Below are 18,268 nucleotides of genomic sequence, written 5' to 3' on the forward strand. Positions count from 1 at the left end.
GCCCAGGCCTACAAGCCGCGGATGCAGGCCTTCGAGTACATGCTCGACCAGCTCGGCTGCGGCCCCGAGGACATCCTGCACTGCTCGTCGAGCTTCCGCTACGACCTGATGACCGCACACGACCTGCGCATCACCCACAAGGTGTGGGTCAACCGCGGCCACGAGCCGGCCAACCCCTATTACGGCTATCACGAGATCAAGGACATACGCGGCCTGCCGGGCCTGCTCGGCCTGTGACGACGGTCGTCGCGCCGTGATCGAGCCGCGGCCGGCGGGGGGCGTCCCGGACCACCTCCGGCACGGTCCCGATGGAGGCTGCGCCCTTCGGCGGCCGTCAAGCGGTCGGGCCTCCACCACGAGGGCTCGGCCTGCAGCATCGACGAGTATCGGGAGCTGAAGGCGCTCCACAGGGGTGGCCTATGACTGTCCCGTTTTTCCAGTCCACGGCAGGAGACCCGACGCGATGACGAACCCCGCCGAGATCACCCAGACCGACGCCGCACCGAGGATCCGGCCGATGACCGAGGCCGATCTCGCGGCTCTGCACGGTCTCTCGGTCGAGGTGCGCTGGCCGCATCGGGCGGAGGACTGGCGCCTGATGCTGGCGGTCGGCCAGGGCCTCGTCGCCTGCGACGAGGCGGGCCGGGTGACAGGCTCGGCGATGTGGTGGCCCTTCGGCGACGGGCTCGCCACCATCGGCATGGTGATCGTCTCGCCCCGGCAGCAGGCCAGGGGCACGGGCCGGCGGCTGATGCGCGAACTCTTCTCCGCCGCCGGTCCTCGCACCATCCGGCTCACCGCCACGGAGGCGGGCCGGAGGCTCTACGAATCCGAGGGCTTTCGCGTCACCGGCACCAACACGCAGTACCAGGGCATTGCGGATGCCGCTGCCACGGTCGACGACAAGCGGGTGCGCCCCGTCGTGGAGGTCGACTGGCCCGCCATCGCCGCCCTGGACCGCGAGGCGTCGGGCGGCGACCGCAGCCGGATGCTCGACGCCCTGCGCCGGGCCGGGCGGATCGTCGTCCTGGAAGAGCACGGCCGGATCGCCGGCTACTCCGTCTGCCGGCCCTTCGGCCGCGGCCACATCCTCGGCCCGGTCGTCGCCGCCGATGCAGGCTCCGCCGTCGCGCTCGCCAGCCCGCATGTGCGCGCCCAGGCCGGCGCGTTCCTGCGCCTCGATACGCCGGAACGCGACGGGCCGCTCGTCGCCTTCGCGCAGGCATGCGGGCTCGCCCAGGTCGACCTCTCGGTGACGATGACCCGCGGCCAGCCGCCCGCGACGGGACCGGCCCGGATCTTCACCCTCGCCAATCAGGCGCTCGGGTAGATCGAGGAACGGGGCGCGGCGCCTCGTCCTCGGCACGGTCGTTCTCGGCACGCTCGCCGCAGCCGGGTGGCGAGCGCCGGCATCACTGCGGGACGCGGCGCCGTGGAGGGAGGGGTCGCGCGGGAGGCGATGCCTGTCCCAGACCCTCTGATTCGCATAAGGTATCTTATGGAACCTGCGCGGTGCCTGAGGCTGCATCGGTCTCAGGATCGGCGCCACAGCCGGGTGAGCGGCCCGCCGGGCCCGTCCGGGTCGCTGTCGGGAAAGCCGAGACGTGCCATCCGGGCGAGCGCGGCGGCGTCCGGGGCTGCGCGGCACAGGTCGAAGCTCTGGCCTGGCGGATAGGCGCCGACGACCAGGAAGTCCGGGCTCGCCGACAGCCGGCAATGGCCGGTGCCGACCGGCAGCACCAGCACGTCGCCTCAACCGTGATCTCCCGGCCGCCCTCGCCGCCGAGGATCAGACGGGCGCGGCCCCCGGCGACGCCCAGCACCGCGTGGGCGGTCGAGTGGTAGTGGTGATACGCGAACACGCCGTCGCGCCATTGTGCCGGCCAGCCGTTGCGCGAGAAGAGGGTTTCGAGGGCGGCGGCCCGATCGGCGGCTCCCGCGGCGACGCCGCGATCGTGCAGCACCGGCAGGACCGGGTTGTTCGGCACGACGCCGTTGCCGGAAAGGACGATGCTGTCGGGCTCCATCGGCGGCTCCCCTCGTCACCGCGCCCGGCGCGCCGATCCCGGCCCGGTGACCCGGCGCAGGATCTGCCCGAGCTGCTCGGCCGAGTACGGCTTGTGCAGAAGCTCGAAGCCGTGGGCGTCGTCCTGGGCGAGCACGTGGCTATAGCCCGAGGCGAGCACCACCGGCAGGCGCGGCAGGCGACGGCGCAGCTCGTGGGCGAGCGCGAGGCCACCCATGCCGGGCATCACCACGTCGGAGAAGACCACGTCGAACCCGGCCCCGTCGGCGCCGAGCCGGTCGAGCGCCTCCTCGGCATGGGTCGCCCAGGTGGTGCGGTAGCCGAGATCCTGCAGGATCTGGGTGCAGAAGCGGCCGACCTCGATGTTGTCCTCGACCACGAGCACGCTCTCGCCGGCGCCCATCGGCGAGGCCGAGGCGCCGGTGGCGCTCCCGGCGCCGGGATCGGCGATGGCCGGGGCTTCCGGCAGATAGAGGGTGAAGGTGGCGCCGCCGTCCGGCCGGCTCGTCACGTCGACGTCGCCGCCCGATTGCTTGGCGAAGCCGAAGACCTGGCTCAAGCCCAAGCCCGTGCCCTTGCCGACCTCCTTGGTGGTGAAGAACGGCTCGAAGATGCGGCCGATCAGGTCCGGCGACACGCCCGGCCCGGTATCGGTCAGCGAGACCGCCGCGAAGGCGTTCTGCGAGCCGGCATGGCCCCGGATCGGCGGCATCGGGACGCTGCCGGTCAGGCTCAGGGTGAGCGTGCCCTCGGCCTCCATGGCGTCGCGGGCATTGACCGCCATGTTGATGAGTGCCGTCTCGAACTGGCTGAGGTCGGCGCGCACGAAGCACGGCTCGTCCGGCACCGCCACCACCACCCGCACCCGGGCGCCCGTGACCGTGTCGAGCATGTCGGCCACGCCCCGCACCTTCTCGCCGACATCGAACACCGCCGGCGACAGGGCCTGGCGGCGGGCGAAGGCGAGGAGCTGGCCGGTGAGCTTGGCGGCGCGGTCGACCGTGTCGGAGACCGCGTCGAGGTAGCGCGCCTTGCGCGCCTCCGGCAGCTCGGGCCGGCGCAGGAAATCCACCGACGAGCGGATGATGGTGAGCAGGTTGTTGAAGTCGTGCGCCACGCCCCCGGTCAGCTGGCCCACCGCCTCCATCTTCTGCGACTGGCGCAACGCCTCCTCGGCCTGGGCCAGGGCGGCGGATTGCGCCTTGAGCGCCGTGACGTCGCGCACCGTGGCGTAGATGCGCCCGTCCCGCGGCACGGCGTTCCAGGACAGCCAGCGATGCGAGCCGTCCCGGTGCCGGTAGCGGTTCTCGAAGGTCGGCAGCGGCTTGCCCCGCGCCAGGTCCGCGGCCGCCGCGACCGTCGCCGGCCCGTCATCCGGATGCACGAAGTCGAGGAACGGGCGGGCCAGGAGCTCGCCCTCGCTCCAGCCGAGGAGCGCGGTCCAGGCCGGGTTGAGGCTGACGAAGTACCCGTCGAGGGTGGCGACGCAGAACAGGTCGGTCGAGGCCTGCCAGATCTGGTCGCGCTCGGCGGTACGCTGGGCGACCTGCTCCTCCAGCGAGGCGTTGAGCACCCGCAGCGCCTCCTCCATGCGCTTGCGGTCCGAGATGTCGCTGAAGAACACCGCGACCCTGGCCAGCGCCGGGTCGCCGACCCGCAAGGCCCGCACGTCGAACCAGCGCCCGAATACGTCGGCCTGGTTCTCGAAATGGATCGGCTCGCCGGTCAGCGCGACGCGGCCATAGGTATCGAACCAGTGCCGCTCGAGATCGGGGGCGAACTCGCTCACCCACAACCCCGCGACGTCGGCCCCGGTCTGGCGGGCGAAGGCCGGGTTGGCCTCGGCGATCCGGTAATCGACGGCGCGGCCCGCGCCGTCGAACTTCATCTCGAGGATGCAGAACCCGACATCGATGCTCTCGAGCAGGGTACGGTAGCGGTCCTCGCTGTCGCGCAGGGCCGCTTGCGAGCGGACCTGCTCGGTGACGTCGTAGCCGCCGACGAAGATGCCGGTGACCGACCCCGTCCCGTCCCGCAGCGGCTGGTACAGGAGGTCGATGGCGCGCTCGGCCTCGTCGCCGGCGAGGAGGATCGGCATGGCACGGGCGGCGAAGGGCCGGCCGGTGCGGTAGACCGTGTCGAGAAGCTCGTAGAAGCCCTGGTCGACCAGCTCGGGAAAGGCCTCGCGCACGGTGTGGCCGACGAAGTCGCGCTCGCCGGCGATCGTCACGTAGGCGTCGTTGACGTATTCGAAGACGTGGGCGGGTCCGCGCAGCACCGCGACGAAGCCGGGCATCTGCTGAAAGATCTGCTCCTGCCGCTGATGCGCCTCCTGCAGGGCCAAGGTTTCCTGCGACGAGGCGCCCTGCAAGGCGACGGCCCCGGAAGCCGGCGGGGCCGCCGGGCCGGTCCTGTGGTGCAGCACCACGCCGACCGTGCCGGCGGCATCGCGCACCGGGATGTGAGTGACGCTCCAGGCGCCGCCTTCCGCCACCGTGTCGGGCCGGCCGGTCGCGACCGCGCGGGCGATCGAGGCCTGCAACGGGGCGTCCTCGCCCGGGCACAGCTCTCGGAGATGCCGGCCGACGAGGTCGTCCGGGCCGCACTCCTCGTCGTCGCGACGGGTCCGGCGATAGGCCTGATTCGCCGCTACGACGTGGCCCTCCGGATCAAGGACCAGATAGGGATGGGGCGCTGACTCGAAGAGGCTCCGGTAATCCAGGGCCGGCGGCAGGGCGCTCATGCGAGGGAGCAAGGGGCATGGGACGGGGCAAGGCCGCGGGCGGCGGGCGGGGCTGAGCCGGCTCGGCCTCGTGAGGCGCCGGATACGGAAGGGTGGCGCGGCGGAGGCGTGCGGGCAACCATGGTCCTCACATCCTATCACGCGCGAGGCGACCTGTCGCCGATCGTCGGGGGCGGATCATGGGCGGGCGCGCCGCCGCAGACCCGTGGAAGAGTGCTCAAGGGTGAGGCGGGTTCCCCGACGTCTTCCCCGAACGACCGGGCGAGCGACCGGGACGATACGGATTCCGCCGCATGCGACGCCTTGATCTCGGCGGCTTTCCGTGTTCGGCATCCCCCATCCCCGTTTCGCCCTCGTCGGCCCCCTGATTGTCAGCCCCCTCCCCGCACCGGTCCGCATGCTCCTGAAAGGCTCGTCTCCCGCGAAGGTCCTCGTGGCGAGCACGAGCCCGGACGCGGTGAACCACAACGCGTCGATCCGCGACGCGCTCCGCGACGGCTTCGCGGACGTGCTCGGCGCGAGCGCCGTGCGGGCGAGCCCGCTCGACCTCGCCGGGGAGGCCATCGCGGGCTTTCGCCCGAGCCTCGTCGTGGCTTTGGGCAGCGTCGCGGTCGATGCCGCCTCCCTGCGGGGGCTGGCGCGGAGCGCCCGGCGGGCGGGGGCCCGCCTCGCCTTCTGGCTCCACGACGACCCCTACGAGTTCGATTACGCGCCCAAGGCTGAGGCGCTAGCCGATCACATCTTCACCAACGACCGCTGGGCCGTGCCCCATTACCGGCACCCGTCGGTCTCGCACCTGCCGCTGGCCGCTTGCCGCCGGACCCATGACCGGCCGGTGCGGCCGATGGCCGGGCGGATCCTCGACCTGTTCTTCTGCGGCGCCGCCTTCCCCAACCGGGTCGCGCTGCTGGAGCGGGCGCAAGGCAGCCTGTCGGGGCTCCGGGTCGAGGTGCGCGGCGCGGGCTGGCCGGCCGCCCTGCCCTTCGCCGAGAACATCCGCATGAGTCCCGCCGCGATGGCCGACCGGGCGAGCGAGGCGCGCTTCACCCTCGCGGTCGGCCGCGACCTCGACATCGCCAACCGGCGCTGCCAGTTGCCGGCCTCGACGCCGGGGCCGCGGGTCTTCGAGGCCGCGCTCGCCGGCGTGCCGCAGCTCTGCTTCGCCGCCGGCCTCGAAATCCTGGACTATTTCGAGGAGGGTCGGGAAATCCTGCTGTTCGACGACGTCCACGAGATCGCCGACGCCATCGCCCGCTCCCACCGCGAGCCCGCCGTTTTCGAGGCGATGGCCGAGCGTGCCCGCGCCCGGGCGCTCGACGCCCACACCTACCGTCATAGGGCCGAGACCATCCTGGCGGTGATGGCCGCGTGACCGGAAGTTCCATGGGAACCGCTTTGCCCCACTGCGCGCCTCTCTCGGTGCTCCTGCTCGACACCGAGCCACGGACCAGCAACGCCTACATCGCCCTCGCGGTCGCCGATGCCCTGCGGCGCCACCCCGCCGTCGGGCGGGTGGTCCGGGCGACCCATGCCGACGCGGTGGCGCTGGCGCAGGGGGAATTGGCAAGGGGCGGGCGGTTCGACCTCGTCCTCGCCCTCGGGGGCGCGAGCCGCCACCACGCACTCCTGCGCCGCCTCTGCGCGCTGGCCGGCACCAGCGCGCTCTGGACCACCGAGGATCCCTACCTGAGCGCGGCGAATGCCCGGCTCTCGGGGTGCTTCGACCTCGTCTTCACCAACGACCGCGGCTCGCTTCCGCGCTACGGAGCCGGCGCCCGGCACCTGCCGCTCGCGGCCACGACCCTGTTCCAGGACCTTAGCCTCCGGCCGGACGACGCGGCCTACCGCTACGACCTCCTGTTCGTCGGGACGGCCTGGCCGAACCGTGTCGCGACGCTCAACCGGATCCTGTCGGCCTTTCCCCGCGGCCTGAAGGTGAAGATCGCGCTGCCGGCCAATGCCTACCTGCCGCAAGCGGTGCTGGTGCGCGACGATCTGGTCGTCGACTGGCGCTGCGGCAACGAGGATTTCGCCCGGCTCGCCAATGCCAGCCGGGTGGTGCTGACCCTGCCCAGGATCTTCACCGCGGGCGCCGACGAGACGCCGTCGGGCACGACGCCGCCGCCGCGGCTGTTCGAGGTTGCGCTGGCCGGCGGCGCGCAGCTCGTGGTCGGCGCGCACCCTGAGACCTTCGACTACTACGAGGCCGGGCGCGAGATCCGCGCCTGCGCGGAAGACGACGCCGTCCCGACGATCGCCGCCCTGCTGGCCGATCCCGCGGGGCGCATCGCCATGGCCGAGCGGGCCCGGGCGCGCACCCGCGGCGAGCACCTCTACGACCACCGGGTCGACGTGATCGTGCGGGCGGTCAGGGAGCGCGGGACCGTTCCGCGCCTGCCGGCCGTCGAGTCGTCCGGCAGCATCGCGGAGGACGCCCCACCGGTCGCCGCCAAGCCCCGCCTGCTCTTCGTCGCGCATAACCGGGCCGGACGGCGCCCGGGCGGGGGGGTGGAGTTCTATCAGGAGCAGCTCGCCGGGGCGATCGACGGGTTCGAGACCCTGTTCCTCTATCCCTCCTTCGAGGAGGATGCCTGGGTGATGCGCCTCGACGAGGGCGAGGCCTCGGAGGCGCTGCCGATCCCGCCGGCGGAACGGCTGCTCGCGAGTTCCGAGATCGAGGCCCTGGTCGAGCGCATCCTGGTCGAGCGCCGCATCGACCTCGTCCATGTCCACCACCTGCTCGGCCTGCCCTTGAGCCTGCCGGCGATCGCCCGGGCCCACGGCGTGCCGGTGGTGGCCCAGCTGCACGACTTCTTCCTGATCTGCCACCGCTACACCCTGATGAACCAGCACGGCGTGTTCTGCGACGTGGTGAACCGGGGCGAGGGACAGTGCGACGGCTGCCTCGCCACCGCCGAGGGGCTGCCCGCGGGCGCGAAGGCCCGGCGCGACGGGTTCGTGGCGCGGATGCTCGGCAGCATCGACGCCCTCGTGACCAGCACGCCGGCCACCGCCGACTACGTCCGGGCCTTCTACCCCGAGGTGACCGCCCGGGTCGCGGTCATCGAGATGGTGGATGCGGAACCGGCCCGCCTGCCGTCGCCGCCGGGGCCCGTCGCTCCCGCGACAAGCGCACCCGGCCCGCGCGTCCCGATGCGGGTCGCGGTGCTCGGCAACGTCGTCGACCACAAGGGCGCCCGGACGCTGCTCGAACTCGTGCGCATCACGCAGGGCGAGGGCTACGTCTTCGAGGTGCTCGGCTACGTCGCGAGCTACCTCGTCGCCGCCTTCGAGGCCCAGGCGGGGGAGCGGCTGACGCTGCGCGGCGGCTACACCCGCGAGGAGGTGCCGGCCCTGCTCGCCGGCTGCGACGTGTCGCTCCACCTCTCGCTGTGGCCCGAGACCTACATGATCTCGCTGACCGAGGCGTGGCGGGCCGGCCTGATTCCGATCGTCACCGATCTCGGTGCGCCGGGCGAGCGGGTCACCGACGGCGTCGACGGCCTGAAGGTTCCGCCCGGCGAGTCCGGCGCCGTCCGCCAGGCCCTGCGGCGCCTGAGGCACGATCCCGCCCTCGTCGCCGCCTTGCGCGCCGCGATCGCGAGGAAGACCTTACCCGGCATGGTCGGGCACGCCACCAGCATGGCGGCGCTCTACCGCGAGCTGATCGCGGCGCGGCCCGCCCCGCACGCCGCGCCGGACGAGGCGCCCGCGCCCTTCACCCTTTCGGCCCTCGACCTCGGCTTTCGCCTCAACCATCCGGACTGGACCGACCCGGCGATCGTCTGGGACGGGGCGGAGGAGACCAGCGCCGTCACCGACGCCCTGCCGCTGGCGGTCGCCGGCCTGCCCGAGCGGGTGCTGGCGCCGAGCGACCCCGGCCTGTCCTGGGAGATCGCCGACCTCGTCGTCGACGGGCAGCGGCTGCCCGGCCGGATCGGCGCCTGCGCGGCCTGCGACAGCCTCTCGCTGCGCGGCTGGATCTGGCGCCCGGAGGCCGGCCGGCCCACCCAGACCTGGCTGCGGCTGCGCTCAGGCGTCGCCACGCGCTACGTCACCGCCCTCCCCGAGCGCCGCCCCGAGCTCGCCGGCCGGTTCGGCACCGGCCGGGCCGAGCAGGCCGGCTTCGCGGTGCAGATCCGCATTGCGGACCTGCCCGCGGGCCTGCATACGGTCGACCTCCTCCAGGTCTTTCCCGACCACGTCGCGGTGGCCCACGAGGTCGCGCGCTTCACCGCCCCGGACGTTTCCGCGCCGGGCCCCGTCACGCCGTGGCGGACCGGCCTGACGGTGCCGGAGCGCGCGTTGCGCCGGAGCGCGGAGCCCGCGCGCCTCGCGAGCCATGGGCTGCCGATCATCGAGGGCGTGCCGGTGGCGCGCCAGGGCGGCCGCACCCGTCTCGCCGTGCAGGTGCCGGAGGGCGCGCGGCGCGGGCCGTCCTTCCTCGTCCTCACGGGCGACGAGGGCACGGCCTGGGCCCGGGCGCAGTGGCGCGACGAGGACGGGACGGCGTGGATCGGCATCGAGGCGCAAGTCCGCGATATCCCGCCCGGCCCTTACCGGGTCAGCGCCCTGATCGGCGACGAGAGCGGGGCGGATCTCTACGAGACCGGTACCACGCTCTTCGTCGCGCCCACCGCCCGCGCCTGCCTGGTCACGGCCGAGCCGCCGCCGGCCCTGCGCCTGGCCTGGATCCCGCCGGTGCGTAGCCGCCTGAACCTCGATGCCGTCACGGTCGGGGAGGCCTCGACCCTCCTCGGCACTCCCGTCACGGTCGCCGGCTGGTGCTTCGCCCCGGGGCGCGGCCGGCCGCTCGCCTGGATCGCCCGATGGGGCGCACGGGGACGGCGCCGGTTCATGATCGCCGAGAGCGTCACCCGGCAGGACGTGGCGGTGCACCTGCGGGACTCCGACGCACTGAATGCCGGCTTCGAGATCCAGCTGCCCCTCGATGCCCTCCGGGACGGGAGCCTGCGGGTGTTCCAGGTCTACGAGCGCGGCGCAGTCGCCCTCTCCGGCTTTCCGCGCCACGTCCTCGGGATGATCCCGGCGGAGGCGCTCGCCGGGTGACGGGCGGGGAGCACGCTCCCCGCCTCACGCCTCACCACTTGTAGCTCAGGCTCGCGGTGATGCGGCGCTGCTCGCCGTAGAAGCAGGCGGTGACCGACTGGCACGACGAGACGAAGCGCTTGTCGGCGAGGTTCGCGGCATTGATGGCGAAGCGCCAGTTGTCGCGGCTGTAATGGATCACGGCGTCGAACAGCGCCCGCTCCGGCACCGTCAGGGTGTTGTTCACGTCGGCGAAGGAGCGGCCGACATACCGCACCCCGGCGCCGAAGCCGAAGCCGGCCCAGTCGCCGGTCGGGATGGTGTAGTCGGCGAAGACCGAGGCGAGGGTCTCAGGGGTATTGGTCGGCGTCCGGCCGATCGTGCCGATATCGCCCTTGGTGATCTCGAGGTTGTAGCTCGTGAACGACGCGACGACGTTGAAGTCCTTGGTGATGTTGGCCACCAACTGGGCCTCGAAGCCGCGCGAGCGGGTCTCGCCGAGCTGGAGCTGGTTGAGGGTGTTGGTCGGGTCGGCCGTCAGGGTATTGGCCAGCGCCAGGTCGAAGGCGGCGAGGGTCAGGAAGGCGTTGGCGCCCGGGATCTCGTACTTGACGCCGGCCTCGTACTGGTCGCCGGTGGTCGGCCGGAACGGTTGGCTGAAGGCGTTGGTGCCGACCTGCGGGTTGAAGAAGGTCGCGTAGCTGATGTAAGGCGCCAGGCCGAAGTCGAAGTTGTAGATCAGCCCGTAACGCTGCGTATAGGCATTGGCCGACTGGCGCGTCACCGTATCGGCGAGCCGGTTGTTCACCTCGTTCGAGGTGAAGTCGCCGCGGCCGGACACGACCAGGGTCAGCTCCGGCGTGAGCTTGATCTGGTCCTGGAAATAGACGCCGAGCTGCTGGAACACGTCGTAATTGACGAGGTACGGCGCGACCGGGACGCTCGGGCTGCCGTAATTCGGCGTGATGATGTTGAAGTTCGCGACCGTCGGGCCGACGAAGCCGCCGGTGGCGTTGTTGTCGTTGAGCTGGAAGTTCTTGTAATCGAGGCCCATCAGGAAAGTGTGCTTGAACAGGCCGTCGTCGAACCGGGCCACCGCCTGGTTGTCGACGTTGAACAGCCGCGCCCGGGACGAGGCGCGGAAGCGGTAGCGCGCGATCTGGGTCTGGTTCGCGTCGGCATAGCCGAACCCGTTGAGCCCGAACAATCCGCCCAGGAATGCGTCGTCGAGCGACTCGCTGAAGGCGTAGCGCAGATTTTGCCGAAAGGTCCAGGTGTCGTCGAAGACGTGCTCGAACTCGTAGCCAACACTGGCTTGGCTGCGCCGGTACGTATTGTTGAACGGATCGGAGACGTTGTAGTTCTGCGGGATGCGCAGGCCGAGTACCGTCGGCCGCACCGTGCCGTAATACGGCAGGAACGCGTTGAGGCGGCCGGTATCGTCGTACTGGAAGCTCGACAGAAGGGTGAAGGTGGTGGCGCCGTCCGGCTTGTAGGTGAAGGTCGGGGCGATGTAGCCGCGATTCTCGTCGAGCCCGTCGACCTGGGTGCCGCCCTGCCGGCCGATGCCGGTCAGGCGGTAGAACCAATGGCCCTCCTTGTCGGCCGGGCCGCCGAAATCGAAGGCGAGGTATTTCTGGCCGAACGAGCCGCCGCCGACCTCGACGTAGTTGAGCGGCTCGAAGGGCGGCTTCTTGCTGATCAGGTTGACGAGGCCGCCGGGCCCGCCCTGGCCGAACAGCACCGCGGCCGGCCCGCGCAGCACGTCGATGCGCTCGAGGCCGAACGTGTCGACCTTGTAGGCGGCAAAGCCGTAGTTGAAGAGCTGCAGCCCGTCCCGGTACAGGCCGGTGTCGTTCGCCGTGAAGCCGCGGATCAGGAAGAAGTCGACCCGCGGATCCGGCCCGAAGACGTTGCCGAAGACGCCGGCCGAGTAGCTGATCGCCTCAGCCACCTGCTGCGGCTTGAGGGCGTCGAGCTGCTCGCGCCCGATCACGGTGATCGATTGCGGCGTCTCGATCAGCGGGGTGTCGGTCTTGGTCGAGGTCAGCGTGCGCTTGGCGACGTAGCCGTCGATCGGGCCGCGCGGATCCTCCTTCGGGCGGGCCGCCGCCACCGTCGCGCCGGCGGGCGCGCCGCTGGACGCCCCATTGCCTGCGACGTCGATCGTCTCGAGCTGGATCGCGCCGCCGGCCGCCGCCCCCTGCCGGGGCGGCGTCGCCTCCTGCCCGGCCGCGCTCTGCGCCGCAACGGCGAGGCCGATCAGGGAGACGCCGCCGGCGAGAGCGGCGACGCGGCGGCGGGAGACGCGGGGATGGGGAGGCATGGCGGGACCTTCGGGCAACGGCTCACCGGCCCTGGGAGAGCAAGCCGCCCGGGGTGACGCCGTTCTTTAGAATGATACTAAGTTGTTGTTTCGCTTCATGTTTTCCTATCATGCCCGGTCGGCCTGCGAAGGCGGAATCCTGCATTGTGCGGTGGATGTTAGTGCTCGTGGCATATCCGCAACGACGCGGCGGATGGGTGTCGGGACCGTGCCGGCGAGGATCATGGTCCCGCGGCCGGGCTGTCCCGGGGGCAGCGGGACGCTCCTGTCCCGGCCCGTCGATCCCGGAGCGGTCTCACCGCCCCGCGAACGTGTCCCGGATCGCCTTCGCGTTGCGGCGGACCATCGGGCGCAGCCAGGCGCCCGAGGCGAGATAGGCGCCGGGCCGCACCGGCGCGAGGGCGGCGGCGAGGTCCTGCGCCAGGCCGGGCACGGCGAGGATCGGCGCATCGGACGAACCGGCATGCCGGTACACCACCGTCGTGTCCTCGCGCCGGAAATCCGGATGCGGCGCCAGCCCGGCGCGGCGGGCGGCGCGGTCGAGGGTCTGGCGCACGAAGCCGTGGACATGCGCGAAGTGGAAGCGCTCGTGCGGCGGCTTGCCCGTCGCCGCCATGTTGGGCACCGCGGCGTAGAGCACGCCCCCGGGTGCGAGCCGGCCGGCGAGCCGCGCCAGGGTATCGACGGGATCGCGCAGGTGCTCCAGCACGTGGTGGACCGTGACGACGTCGAAGACCTCCTCGCACGCCAGGTCGTCGAGGCGGTCGAGCACCCGGGCGCCGTGCTCGGCGCGGGCGAAAGCCGCGTAGGCGCGTCCGGGCTCGACGCCCGTGACGGTGCAGCCCCGCTCCCGCGCCGCGGCCAGGAACTCGCCCGAGCCGGAACCGAAATCGAGCACCCGGGCGCCGGGCCGCAGGGCCGGCTCGAGGAGACCGGCCCGGAACCCCGCCTCGCGCCGCGAACGGTGGAGGTGGTGGCGCGGCGGGCGCCGGCCGAGGGCGAACTGGTAGGCGGCGCGATAGGCCGAGGCGTAATAGGCGTCGAGCTCGGCGGCGGTCGGCATCGGGTCGGTGCGGATCAGCCCGCATTCCGTGCAGGCGACGGAGCGCAGCCGCTTCAGCCGCCGGTCGGTCTCGGCCACGGTCAGGGTCTCGGTGCCGCCGCAGAGATTGCACGCCATCCCCTCGCCCCGGTACGGGTAGGCGGCGAACGGGACGGCGTGCCGGACGAGGTGGAGCGGCGAGGACATCGGCAACCTTTTCTCGCGGATCACGGCCGGAGAATCGCCCGAGCCCAGGATTGGAAACGTGCAAGCGTCCGGTTTTCATCCCGCCGGCGCGGAGTACCCTGAATGTTCGAGCTGAGCCAACTGCGCTGCTTCGTAGCGGTGGCCGAGGAGCTGCATTTCGGCCGCGCCGCCGAGCGGCTGCACCTGACCCAGCCGCCGGTGAGCCGGCAGATCCAGGTGCTGGAGCGCGTCCTCGACGTGGCGCTCCTCAACCGCACCAGCCGCGCCGTGCGCCTGACCCCCGCCGGCCGCCGCTTCCTGGTCGAGGCGCGCCGGATCCTGCGCCTGTCGGACGAGGCGGCGGCGACGGCCCGCCGGGTGGCGGCGGGCCAGGCCGGCAGCGTCACCCTCGGCTTCACGGCGGCGGCCGCCTACCGCACGCTGCCCGACCTCGTGCGGGCGGCGCGCCTCCGCCTGCCGGAGGCCGACATCCACCTGAAGGAGATGGTCAGCGCCGCCCAGGCCGAGGCCTTGGGCGCGCAAGGCATCGATCTCGGCCTGATGCGCCCGCCCCTGCCGCCGGCGGCCGACGGCTCGTTGCGCATCGCCCGCGAGACCCTGGTGGCGGCGCTTCCCGACGATCACCCCCTGGCGGCGGGCCGTGGCGTGACGGCGCAGGCCGTCGCGGCCGAGCCGCTGATCGCCTACGCCCCCGACGAGGCGCGCTACTTTCATGACCTCGTCGGCGACTACTTCGCCGAATCCGATCTCGCCCCCCGGGCGGTCCAGCACCTGGCGCAGATCCACACCATCCTGTCGCTGGTGCGCTCCGGCCTCGGCCTCGCCTTGGTGCCGGAATCGGCGGCCTCGCTCCGGGTCGCCGGCGTGACGCTCCGCCCCCTGATCCCGGCGCCCCGCCGGCCGGTGGAGCTGTTCCTGGTCTGGCGCCGCGGCAACGACAACCCGCTGATCCCGGTCCTGGCCGAACTCGCGGCATCGATGCCGGAATTGGATTGAACCATGCCGACATGGTGCTGGAAGGGCATGATGCAGGGGTCTAGACCTCGGGACCAGCGGGGACAGCCCCCGAGCCTTTTGATGAGGAAACACCCCCGATGGCCACCGCGCTCTCGCCCGTCGACGTCGCCCAGCGCCTCGGCGCCGGCCTGCTCTCCTTCCCGGTGACTCCCTTCACCGCCGATTTCGCCATCGACGAGGCGCAGTACCGCAGCAACCTCGACTGGCTGTGCGGCTACGACGTCGCCGGCCTGTTCGCGGCGGGCGGCACCGGCGAGTTCTTCTCCCTCACCCCGGCCGAGGTCGCCCGCGTGGTCGGCGTCGCGGTGGCCGAGACCAACGGCCGCGTGCCGGTGCTGGCCGGCGCCGGCTACGGCACCGCCATCGCCTGCGAGATGGCGCAAGCCGCCGAGAAGGCCGGTGCCGACGGCCTGCTCCTGCTGCCGCCCTACCTCGTCGGCTCCGAGCAGGACGGCCTCTCGGCCCATATCGAGGCTGTGTGCCGCGCGACCGGTCTCGGCGTGATCGTCTACAACCGCGACAACGCGGTGATCGGCCCCGACGCCCTGGCGCGGCTCTGCGACCGCTTACCGAACCTCGTCGGCTACAAGGACGGCATCGGCGACATCGAGCTGATGACCCGGATCTATTCGCGGCTCGGCGACCGGCTGACCTATATCGGCGGCCTGCCCACCGCCGAGACCTTCGCCCTGCCCTATCTCGAGATGGGCGTGACCACCTATTCCTCGGCGGTTTTCAACTTCGTGCCGGGCTTCGCTCTCGACTTCTACGCCGCCGTGCGCCGGCGCGACCGGGACGCCGTGGCGCAGGGCCTGCGCGACTTCATCCTGCCCCTCATCGAGATCCGCAACCGCCGCAAGGGCTACGCCGTCTCGATCATCAAGGCCGGCATGCGGGCGGTCGGGCGCGATTCCGGCCCGGTGCGCCACCCGCTCACCGACCTCACCACCGCCGAGCAGGCGGAGCTCCAGGCCCTCGTCGCCCGGATCAGCCCGGTCCGGATCAGCCCGGCCCAGGCTCTGGCCGCGGAGTAAGCTCAAAGACGTGCAGGCGGTGTCGTCCGTGAGGGCGGCACCGTCGTTTCCGTTCGAGAACCGGCGCTCGACGACGCCGGCCATACCGGGAGGGAGCCGATGCTGGACGAGCCGCGGACGACCGAGGGCCATGGGGCGACCGAGAGACTTGGCCCCGAGACGGGCCCCGCGAAGCGGGGTGACCCACCCCGTAGCATCCGCCTCCACGAGACCGACAACGTCGCGATCGTGGTCAACGCCTTCGGGCTGCCGGCCGGCACCGCCTTTCCCGACGGCCTCGTGCTCCAGGAATTCGTGCCCCAGGGCCACAAGGTGGCGCTCGCGGACATCCCAGAGGGGGCCGAGATCCGCCGCTACGGCGAGGTGATCGGCACCGCGCTGCAGAACGTCCCGCGGGGGGCCTGGGTCGAGGAATCGCGGGTCCGCACCCCGACGGCGCCGGACCTCGACGCGCTGCCGCTCGCCACCCGCGTGCCGGCGCCGCTGCCGCCGCTCGACGGCTACACCTTCGAGGGTTTTCGCAATCCGGACGGCTCGGTCGGCACCCGCAACATCCTGGCGATCTCGACCAGCGTGCAATGCGTCGCCGGCACCCTCGAGGTGGCGATCCGGCGGATCAAGACAGAGCTGCTGCCGCGCTACCCCAACGTCGACGACGTGATCGGGCTGACCCACGCCTATGGCTGTGGCGTCGCCATCAACGCGCCGCAGGCGGTGATCCCGATCCGCACCCTCCAGAGCCTGGCCCAGAACCCGAATTTCGGCGGCGAGGTGATGGTGGTCGGCCTCGGCTGCGAGAAGCTGGTCTCCGAGCGGCTGCTGCCGGACGGGCAACAGGACGGCGTGGTGCGGCTCCAGGACGAGCGCCACGAAGGCTTCGGGATGATGCTCGACAGCATCATGGCGATGGCGGAAGCCCGTCTCGCCGTGCTGAACAAGCGCGAGCGGGAGACCTGCCCGGCCTCGGACCTCGTGGTCGGCCTGCAATGCGGCGGCAGCGACGCCTTCTCGGGCGTCACCGCCAACCCGGCGCTGGGCTTCGCCGCCGACCTTTTGGTGCGGGCCGGCGCCACGGTGATGTTCTCGGAAGTGACGGAGGTGCGCGACGCGATCCACCTCCTCACCCCCCGGGCCGAGACCGAGGAGGTGGCGCGGGCCCTCGTGCGCGAGATGGCGTGGTACGACGACTACCTTGCTCAAGGCGGGGCCGACCGCAGCGCCAACCCGTCTCCCGGCAACAAGAAGGGCGGGCTCAACAACATCGTCGAGAAGGCGCTCGGCTCGGTGGCGAAGTCCGGCACCAGCGCAATCCGCGGCGTGCTCGCGCCGGGCGAGCGGGTGCGCCAGAAGGGCCTGATCTTCGCCGCGACCCCGGCGAGCGACTTCGTCTGCGGCACCCTCCAGCTCGCCTCCGGCATCACCCTCCAGGTCTTCTCGACCGGCCGCGGCACGCCCTATGGCCTCGCCGAGGCGCCGGTGATCAAGGTCGCGACCCGGACCGAGCTGGCGCAGCGCTGGTCCGACCTGATCGACCTCGACGCGGGTAGGATTGCCACCGGGGAGGCGACGATCGAGGAGACCGGCTGGGAGCTGTTTCGCCTGATCCTCGACGTGGCGAGCGGCACCAAGAAGCCGTGGTCGGACCATTGGGGGCTGTACAACGACCTGACGCTGTTCAACCCGGCGCCGATCACCTGACGATCCGGGACGCGCCCGGGCCACAGCTCCGGGCGCATCGTCATCGAAATCGTTCCAAAATCAAAAACTTACGGCGAGCGCTTGAAGCGCCGCCACAGGGGAGGACAGCATGAGTGTCGACCGCAGGGCCTTTCTGGCGGCGGGCGCCGCCACGGTCGTGGCGAGCGCGGCGCGGGCCTGGGAGCCGGCGCAAAGGCTGCCCGATCCGGCCGTGGAGGTTCTCGACCCGCGCTTCGCCAAGTACCGCATCGGCTTGGCCAGCATCGAGCGCCTGGCCACCGGCTTCCGCTGGGCGGAAGGACCGGTCTGGTTCGGCGACATGCGGATGCTGCTGTTCAGCGACGTCTCGAACGACCGCATCCTGAAATGGGACGAGGAGACCGGCGCGGTCACGGTCTTCCGCCGCCCCGCCGATTACGCCAACGGCAATGCCCGCGACCGCCAGGGCCGGCTCCTCACCTGCGAGCACCGCACCCGGCGGGTGACCCGCACCGAGCATGACGGCCGCATCACGGTCCTGGCCGACCGGTTCGAGGGCAAGCCGCTCAACTCGCCGAACGACGTCGTCTGCTGCTCCGACGGCTCGGTCTGGTTCACCGATCCGGCCTTCGGCCCGAACCCGCTCGAAGCCATGGCCGCGCCCGAGCTGCCCGGCACGATCTACCGGATCGATCCGGCCAGCGGAGCCGTCCAGGCGGTCGCCCGCGGCCTGAAAGGTCCGAACGGGCTGTGCTTCTCTCCCGACGAGCGCATCCTCTACGTGATCGAGGCGCGGGCCGAGCCGAACCGCCTGATCCGCGCCTACGACGTGACGCCCGACGGCACGGGCCTCTCCGGCGAGGGCCGGGTGTTCTTCGATTGCGGCAAGGGCACCGCCGACGGCTTCCGGGCCGACCGCGACGGGAATCTCTGGTGCGGCTGGGGCATGGGCGAGGCCGAGGACGGCGTCGTGGTGCTGTCGCCCGAGGCGAAGATGATCGGCCGCATCCGCCTGCCGGAGCGCTGCGCCAATCTCTGCTTCGGCGGCCACGACCGCAACCGCCTGCTGATGGCCTCGACCCGCTCGCTCTACGCGCTCTACGTCAACACGCAGGGGGCGGATCTGGGCTGACCGTCTGTTGGACCG

Annotated in this window: 12 protein-coding genes (1 of these 12 only partly in view); 8 read left to right on the forward strand and 4 right to left on the reverse strand. The window is 71.9% G+C overall.

Annotated elements, in window-relative coordinates:
• Both DA075_RS21805 and DA075_RS21810 read left to right on the forward strand, forming a co-directional pair.
• A protein-coding gene (locus tag DA075_RS21805; protein WP_099955008.1) for a haloacid dehalogenase type II crosses the window boundary here: on the forward strand, positions 1-237 show its end. Its footprint begins 432 nt before the window's first position; the window shows 237 of its 669 coding nt (coding positions 433-669); its start codon lies beyond the left edge, outside the window; the stop codon is at positions 235-237.
• Positions 238-463: 226 nt separating this feature from the next.
• Positions 464-1,330, forward strand: coding sequence for a GNAT family N-acetyltransferase (locus DA075_RS21810; protein WP_099955009.1), 867 nt, complete (start codon positions 464-466; stop codon positions 1,328-1,330).
• A 203-nt stretch (positions 1,331-1,533) separates the two neighbouring features.
• On the opposite strand, the gene DA075_RS37630 is transcribed toward DA075_RS21810, so the two are convergent.
• Positions 1,534-1,746, reverse strand: a complete 213-nt coding sequence (locus DA075_RS37630) for a cupin domain-containing protein (RefSeq protein WP_244936273.1) — start codon at positions 1,744-1,746, stop codon at positions 1,534-1,536.
• Positions 1,747-2,042: 296 nt separating this feature from the next.
• Positions 2,043-4,769 (reverse strand): PAS domain-containing hybrid sensor histidine kinase/response regulator, encoded by a 2,727-nt coding sequence (locus DA075_RS21820; protein WP_099955010.1) that lies wholly within the window; start codon positions 4,767-4,769, stop codon positions 2,043-2,045.
• A gap of 433 nt (positions 4,770-5,202) precedes the next feature.
• Here DA075_RS21820 and DA075_RS21825 point away from each other — a divergent pair, with 433 nt between their 5' ends.
• Positions 5,203-6,141 (forward strand): CgeB family protein, encoded by a 939-nt coding sequence (locus DA075_RS21825; RefSeq protein ID WP_232387543.1) that lies wholly within the window; start codon positions 5,203-5,205, stop codon positions 6,139-6,141.
• 11 nt (positions 6,142-6,152) lie between these two features.
• On the forward strand, positions 6,153-9,839 hold the full coding sequence (locus DA075_RS21830) for a glycosyltransferase family protein (RefSeq protein ID WP_099955012.1): 3,687 nt from the start codon (positions 6,153-6,155) through the stop codon (positions 9,837-9,839).
• Between the two features lie 31 nt (positions 9,840-9,870).
• Here the strand turns inward: DA075_RS21830 and DA075_RS21835 are convergent, their stop codons facing one another.
• On the reverse strand, positions 9,871-12,144 hold the full coding sequence (locus DA075_RS21835; protein ID WP_099955013.1) for a TonB-dependent siderophore receptor: 2,274 nt from the start codon (positions 12,142-12,144) through the stop codon (positions 9,871-9,873).
• Between the two features lie 295 nt (positions 12,145-12,439).
• A complete protein-coding gene (locus tag DA075_RS21840) occupies positions 12,440-13,393 on the reverse strand; it encodes a class I SAM-dependent methyltransferase (RefSeq protein WP_099955014.1) in 954 nt (317 codons plus the stop codon).
• Between the two features lie 102 nt (positions 13,394-13,495).
• Between DA075_RS21840 and DA075_RS21845 the strand changes: the two genes are divergently transcribed.
• The 4 genes from DA075_RS21845 to DA075_RS21860 all read left to right on the forward strand — a co-directional run bounded on the left by DA075_RS21845 (position 13,496) and on the right by DA075_RS21860 (position 18,253).
• Positions 13,496-14,389 carry a LysR family transcriptional regulator gene (locus DA075_RS21845; protein WP_099955015.1) on the forward strand — a complete coding sequence of 298 codons (894 nt, stop codon included), beginning with the start codon at positions 13,496-13,498 and terminating at the stop codon, positions 14,387-14,389.
• A gap of 98 nt (positions 14,390-14,487) precedes the next feature.
• Positions 14,488-15,444 carry a 5-dehydro-4-deoxyglucarate dehydratase gene (kdgD, locus tag DA075_RS21850; RefSeq protein ID WP_099955016.1) on the forward strand — a complete coding sequence of 319 codons (957 nt, stop codon included), beginning with the start codon at positions 14,488-14,490 and terminating at the stop codon, positions 15,442-15,444.
• Positions 15,445-15,543: 99 nt separating this feature from the next.
• A complete protein-coding gene (garD, locus tag DA075_RS21855; RefSeq protein WP_244936275.1) occupies positions 15,544-17,142 on the forward strand; it encodes a galactarate dehydratase in 1,599 nt (532 codons plus the stop codon).
• 109 nt (positions 17,143-17,251) lie between these two features.
• The gene (locus tag DA075_RS21860; RefSeq protein WP_099955017.1) at positions 17,252-18,253 is read left to right on the forward strand and encodes an SMP-30/gluconolactonase/LRE family protein; all 1,002 of its coding nucleotides are present in this window, start codon (positions 17,252-17,254) and stop codon (positions 18,251-18,253) included.
• The last annotated feature ends 15 nt before the right edge of the window (positions 18,254-18,268 follow it).

It is taken from the genome of Methylobacterium currus (assembly GCF_003058325.1).
GTDB lineage: Bacteria > Pseudomonadota > Alphaproteobacteria > Rhizobiales > Beijerinckiaceae > Methylobacterium > Methylobacterium currus.

What these genes read in the sequence shown, in the direction of transcription:
- DA075_RS21840 (WP_099955014.1), bottom strand. Translation starts at nt 13,393, where the DNA reads ATGTCCTCGCCGCTCCACCTCGTCCGGCACGCCGTCCCGTTCGCCGCC.
- kdgD (WP_099955016.1), top strand. Translation starts at nt 14,488, where the DNA reads ATGGCCACCGCGCTCTCGCCCGTCGACGTCGCCCAGCGCCTCGGCGCC.
- DA075_RS21820 (WP_099955010.1), bottom strand. Translation starts at nt 4,769, where the DNA reads ATGAGCGCCCTGCCGCCGGCCCTGGATTACCGGAGCCTCTTCGAGTCA.
- DA075_RS21860 (WP_099955017.1), top strand. Translation starts at nt 17,252, where the DNA reads ATGAGTGTCGACCGCAGGGCCTTTCTGGCGGCGGGCGCCGCCACGGTC.
- garD (WP_244936275.1), top strand. Translation starts at nt 15,544, where the DNA reads ATGCTGGACGAGCCGCGGACGACCGAGGGCCATGGGGCGACCGAGAGA.
- DA075_RS21810 (WP_099955009.1), top strand. Translation starts at nt 464, where the DNA reads ATGACGAACCCCGCCGAGATCACCCAGACCGACGCCGCACCGAGGATC.
- DA075_RS21845 (WP_099955015.1), top strand. Translation starts at nt 13,496, where the DNA reads ATGTTCGAGCTGAGCCAACTGCGCTGCTTCGTAGCGGTGGCCGAGGAG.
- DA075_RS21830 (WP_099955012.1), top strand. Translation starts at nt 6,153, where the DNA reads ATGGGAACCGCTTTGCCCCACTGCGCGCCTCTCTCGGTGCTCCTGCTC.
- DA075_RS21835 (WP_099955013.1), bottom strand. Translation starts at nt 12,144, where the DNA reads ATGCCTCCCCATCCCCGCGTCTCCCGCCGCCGCGTCGCCGCTCTCGCC.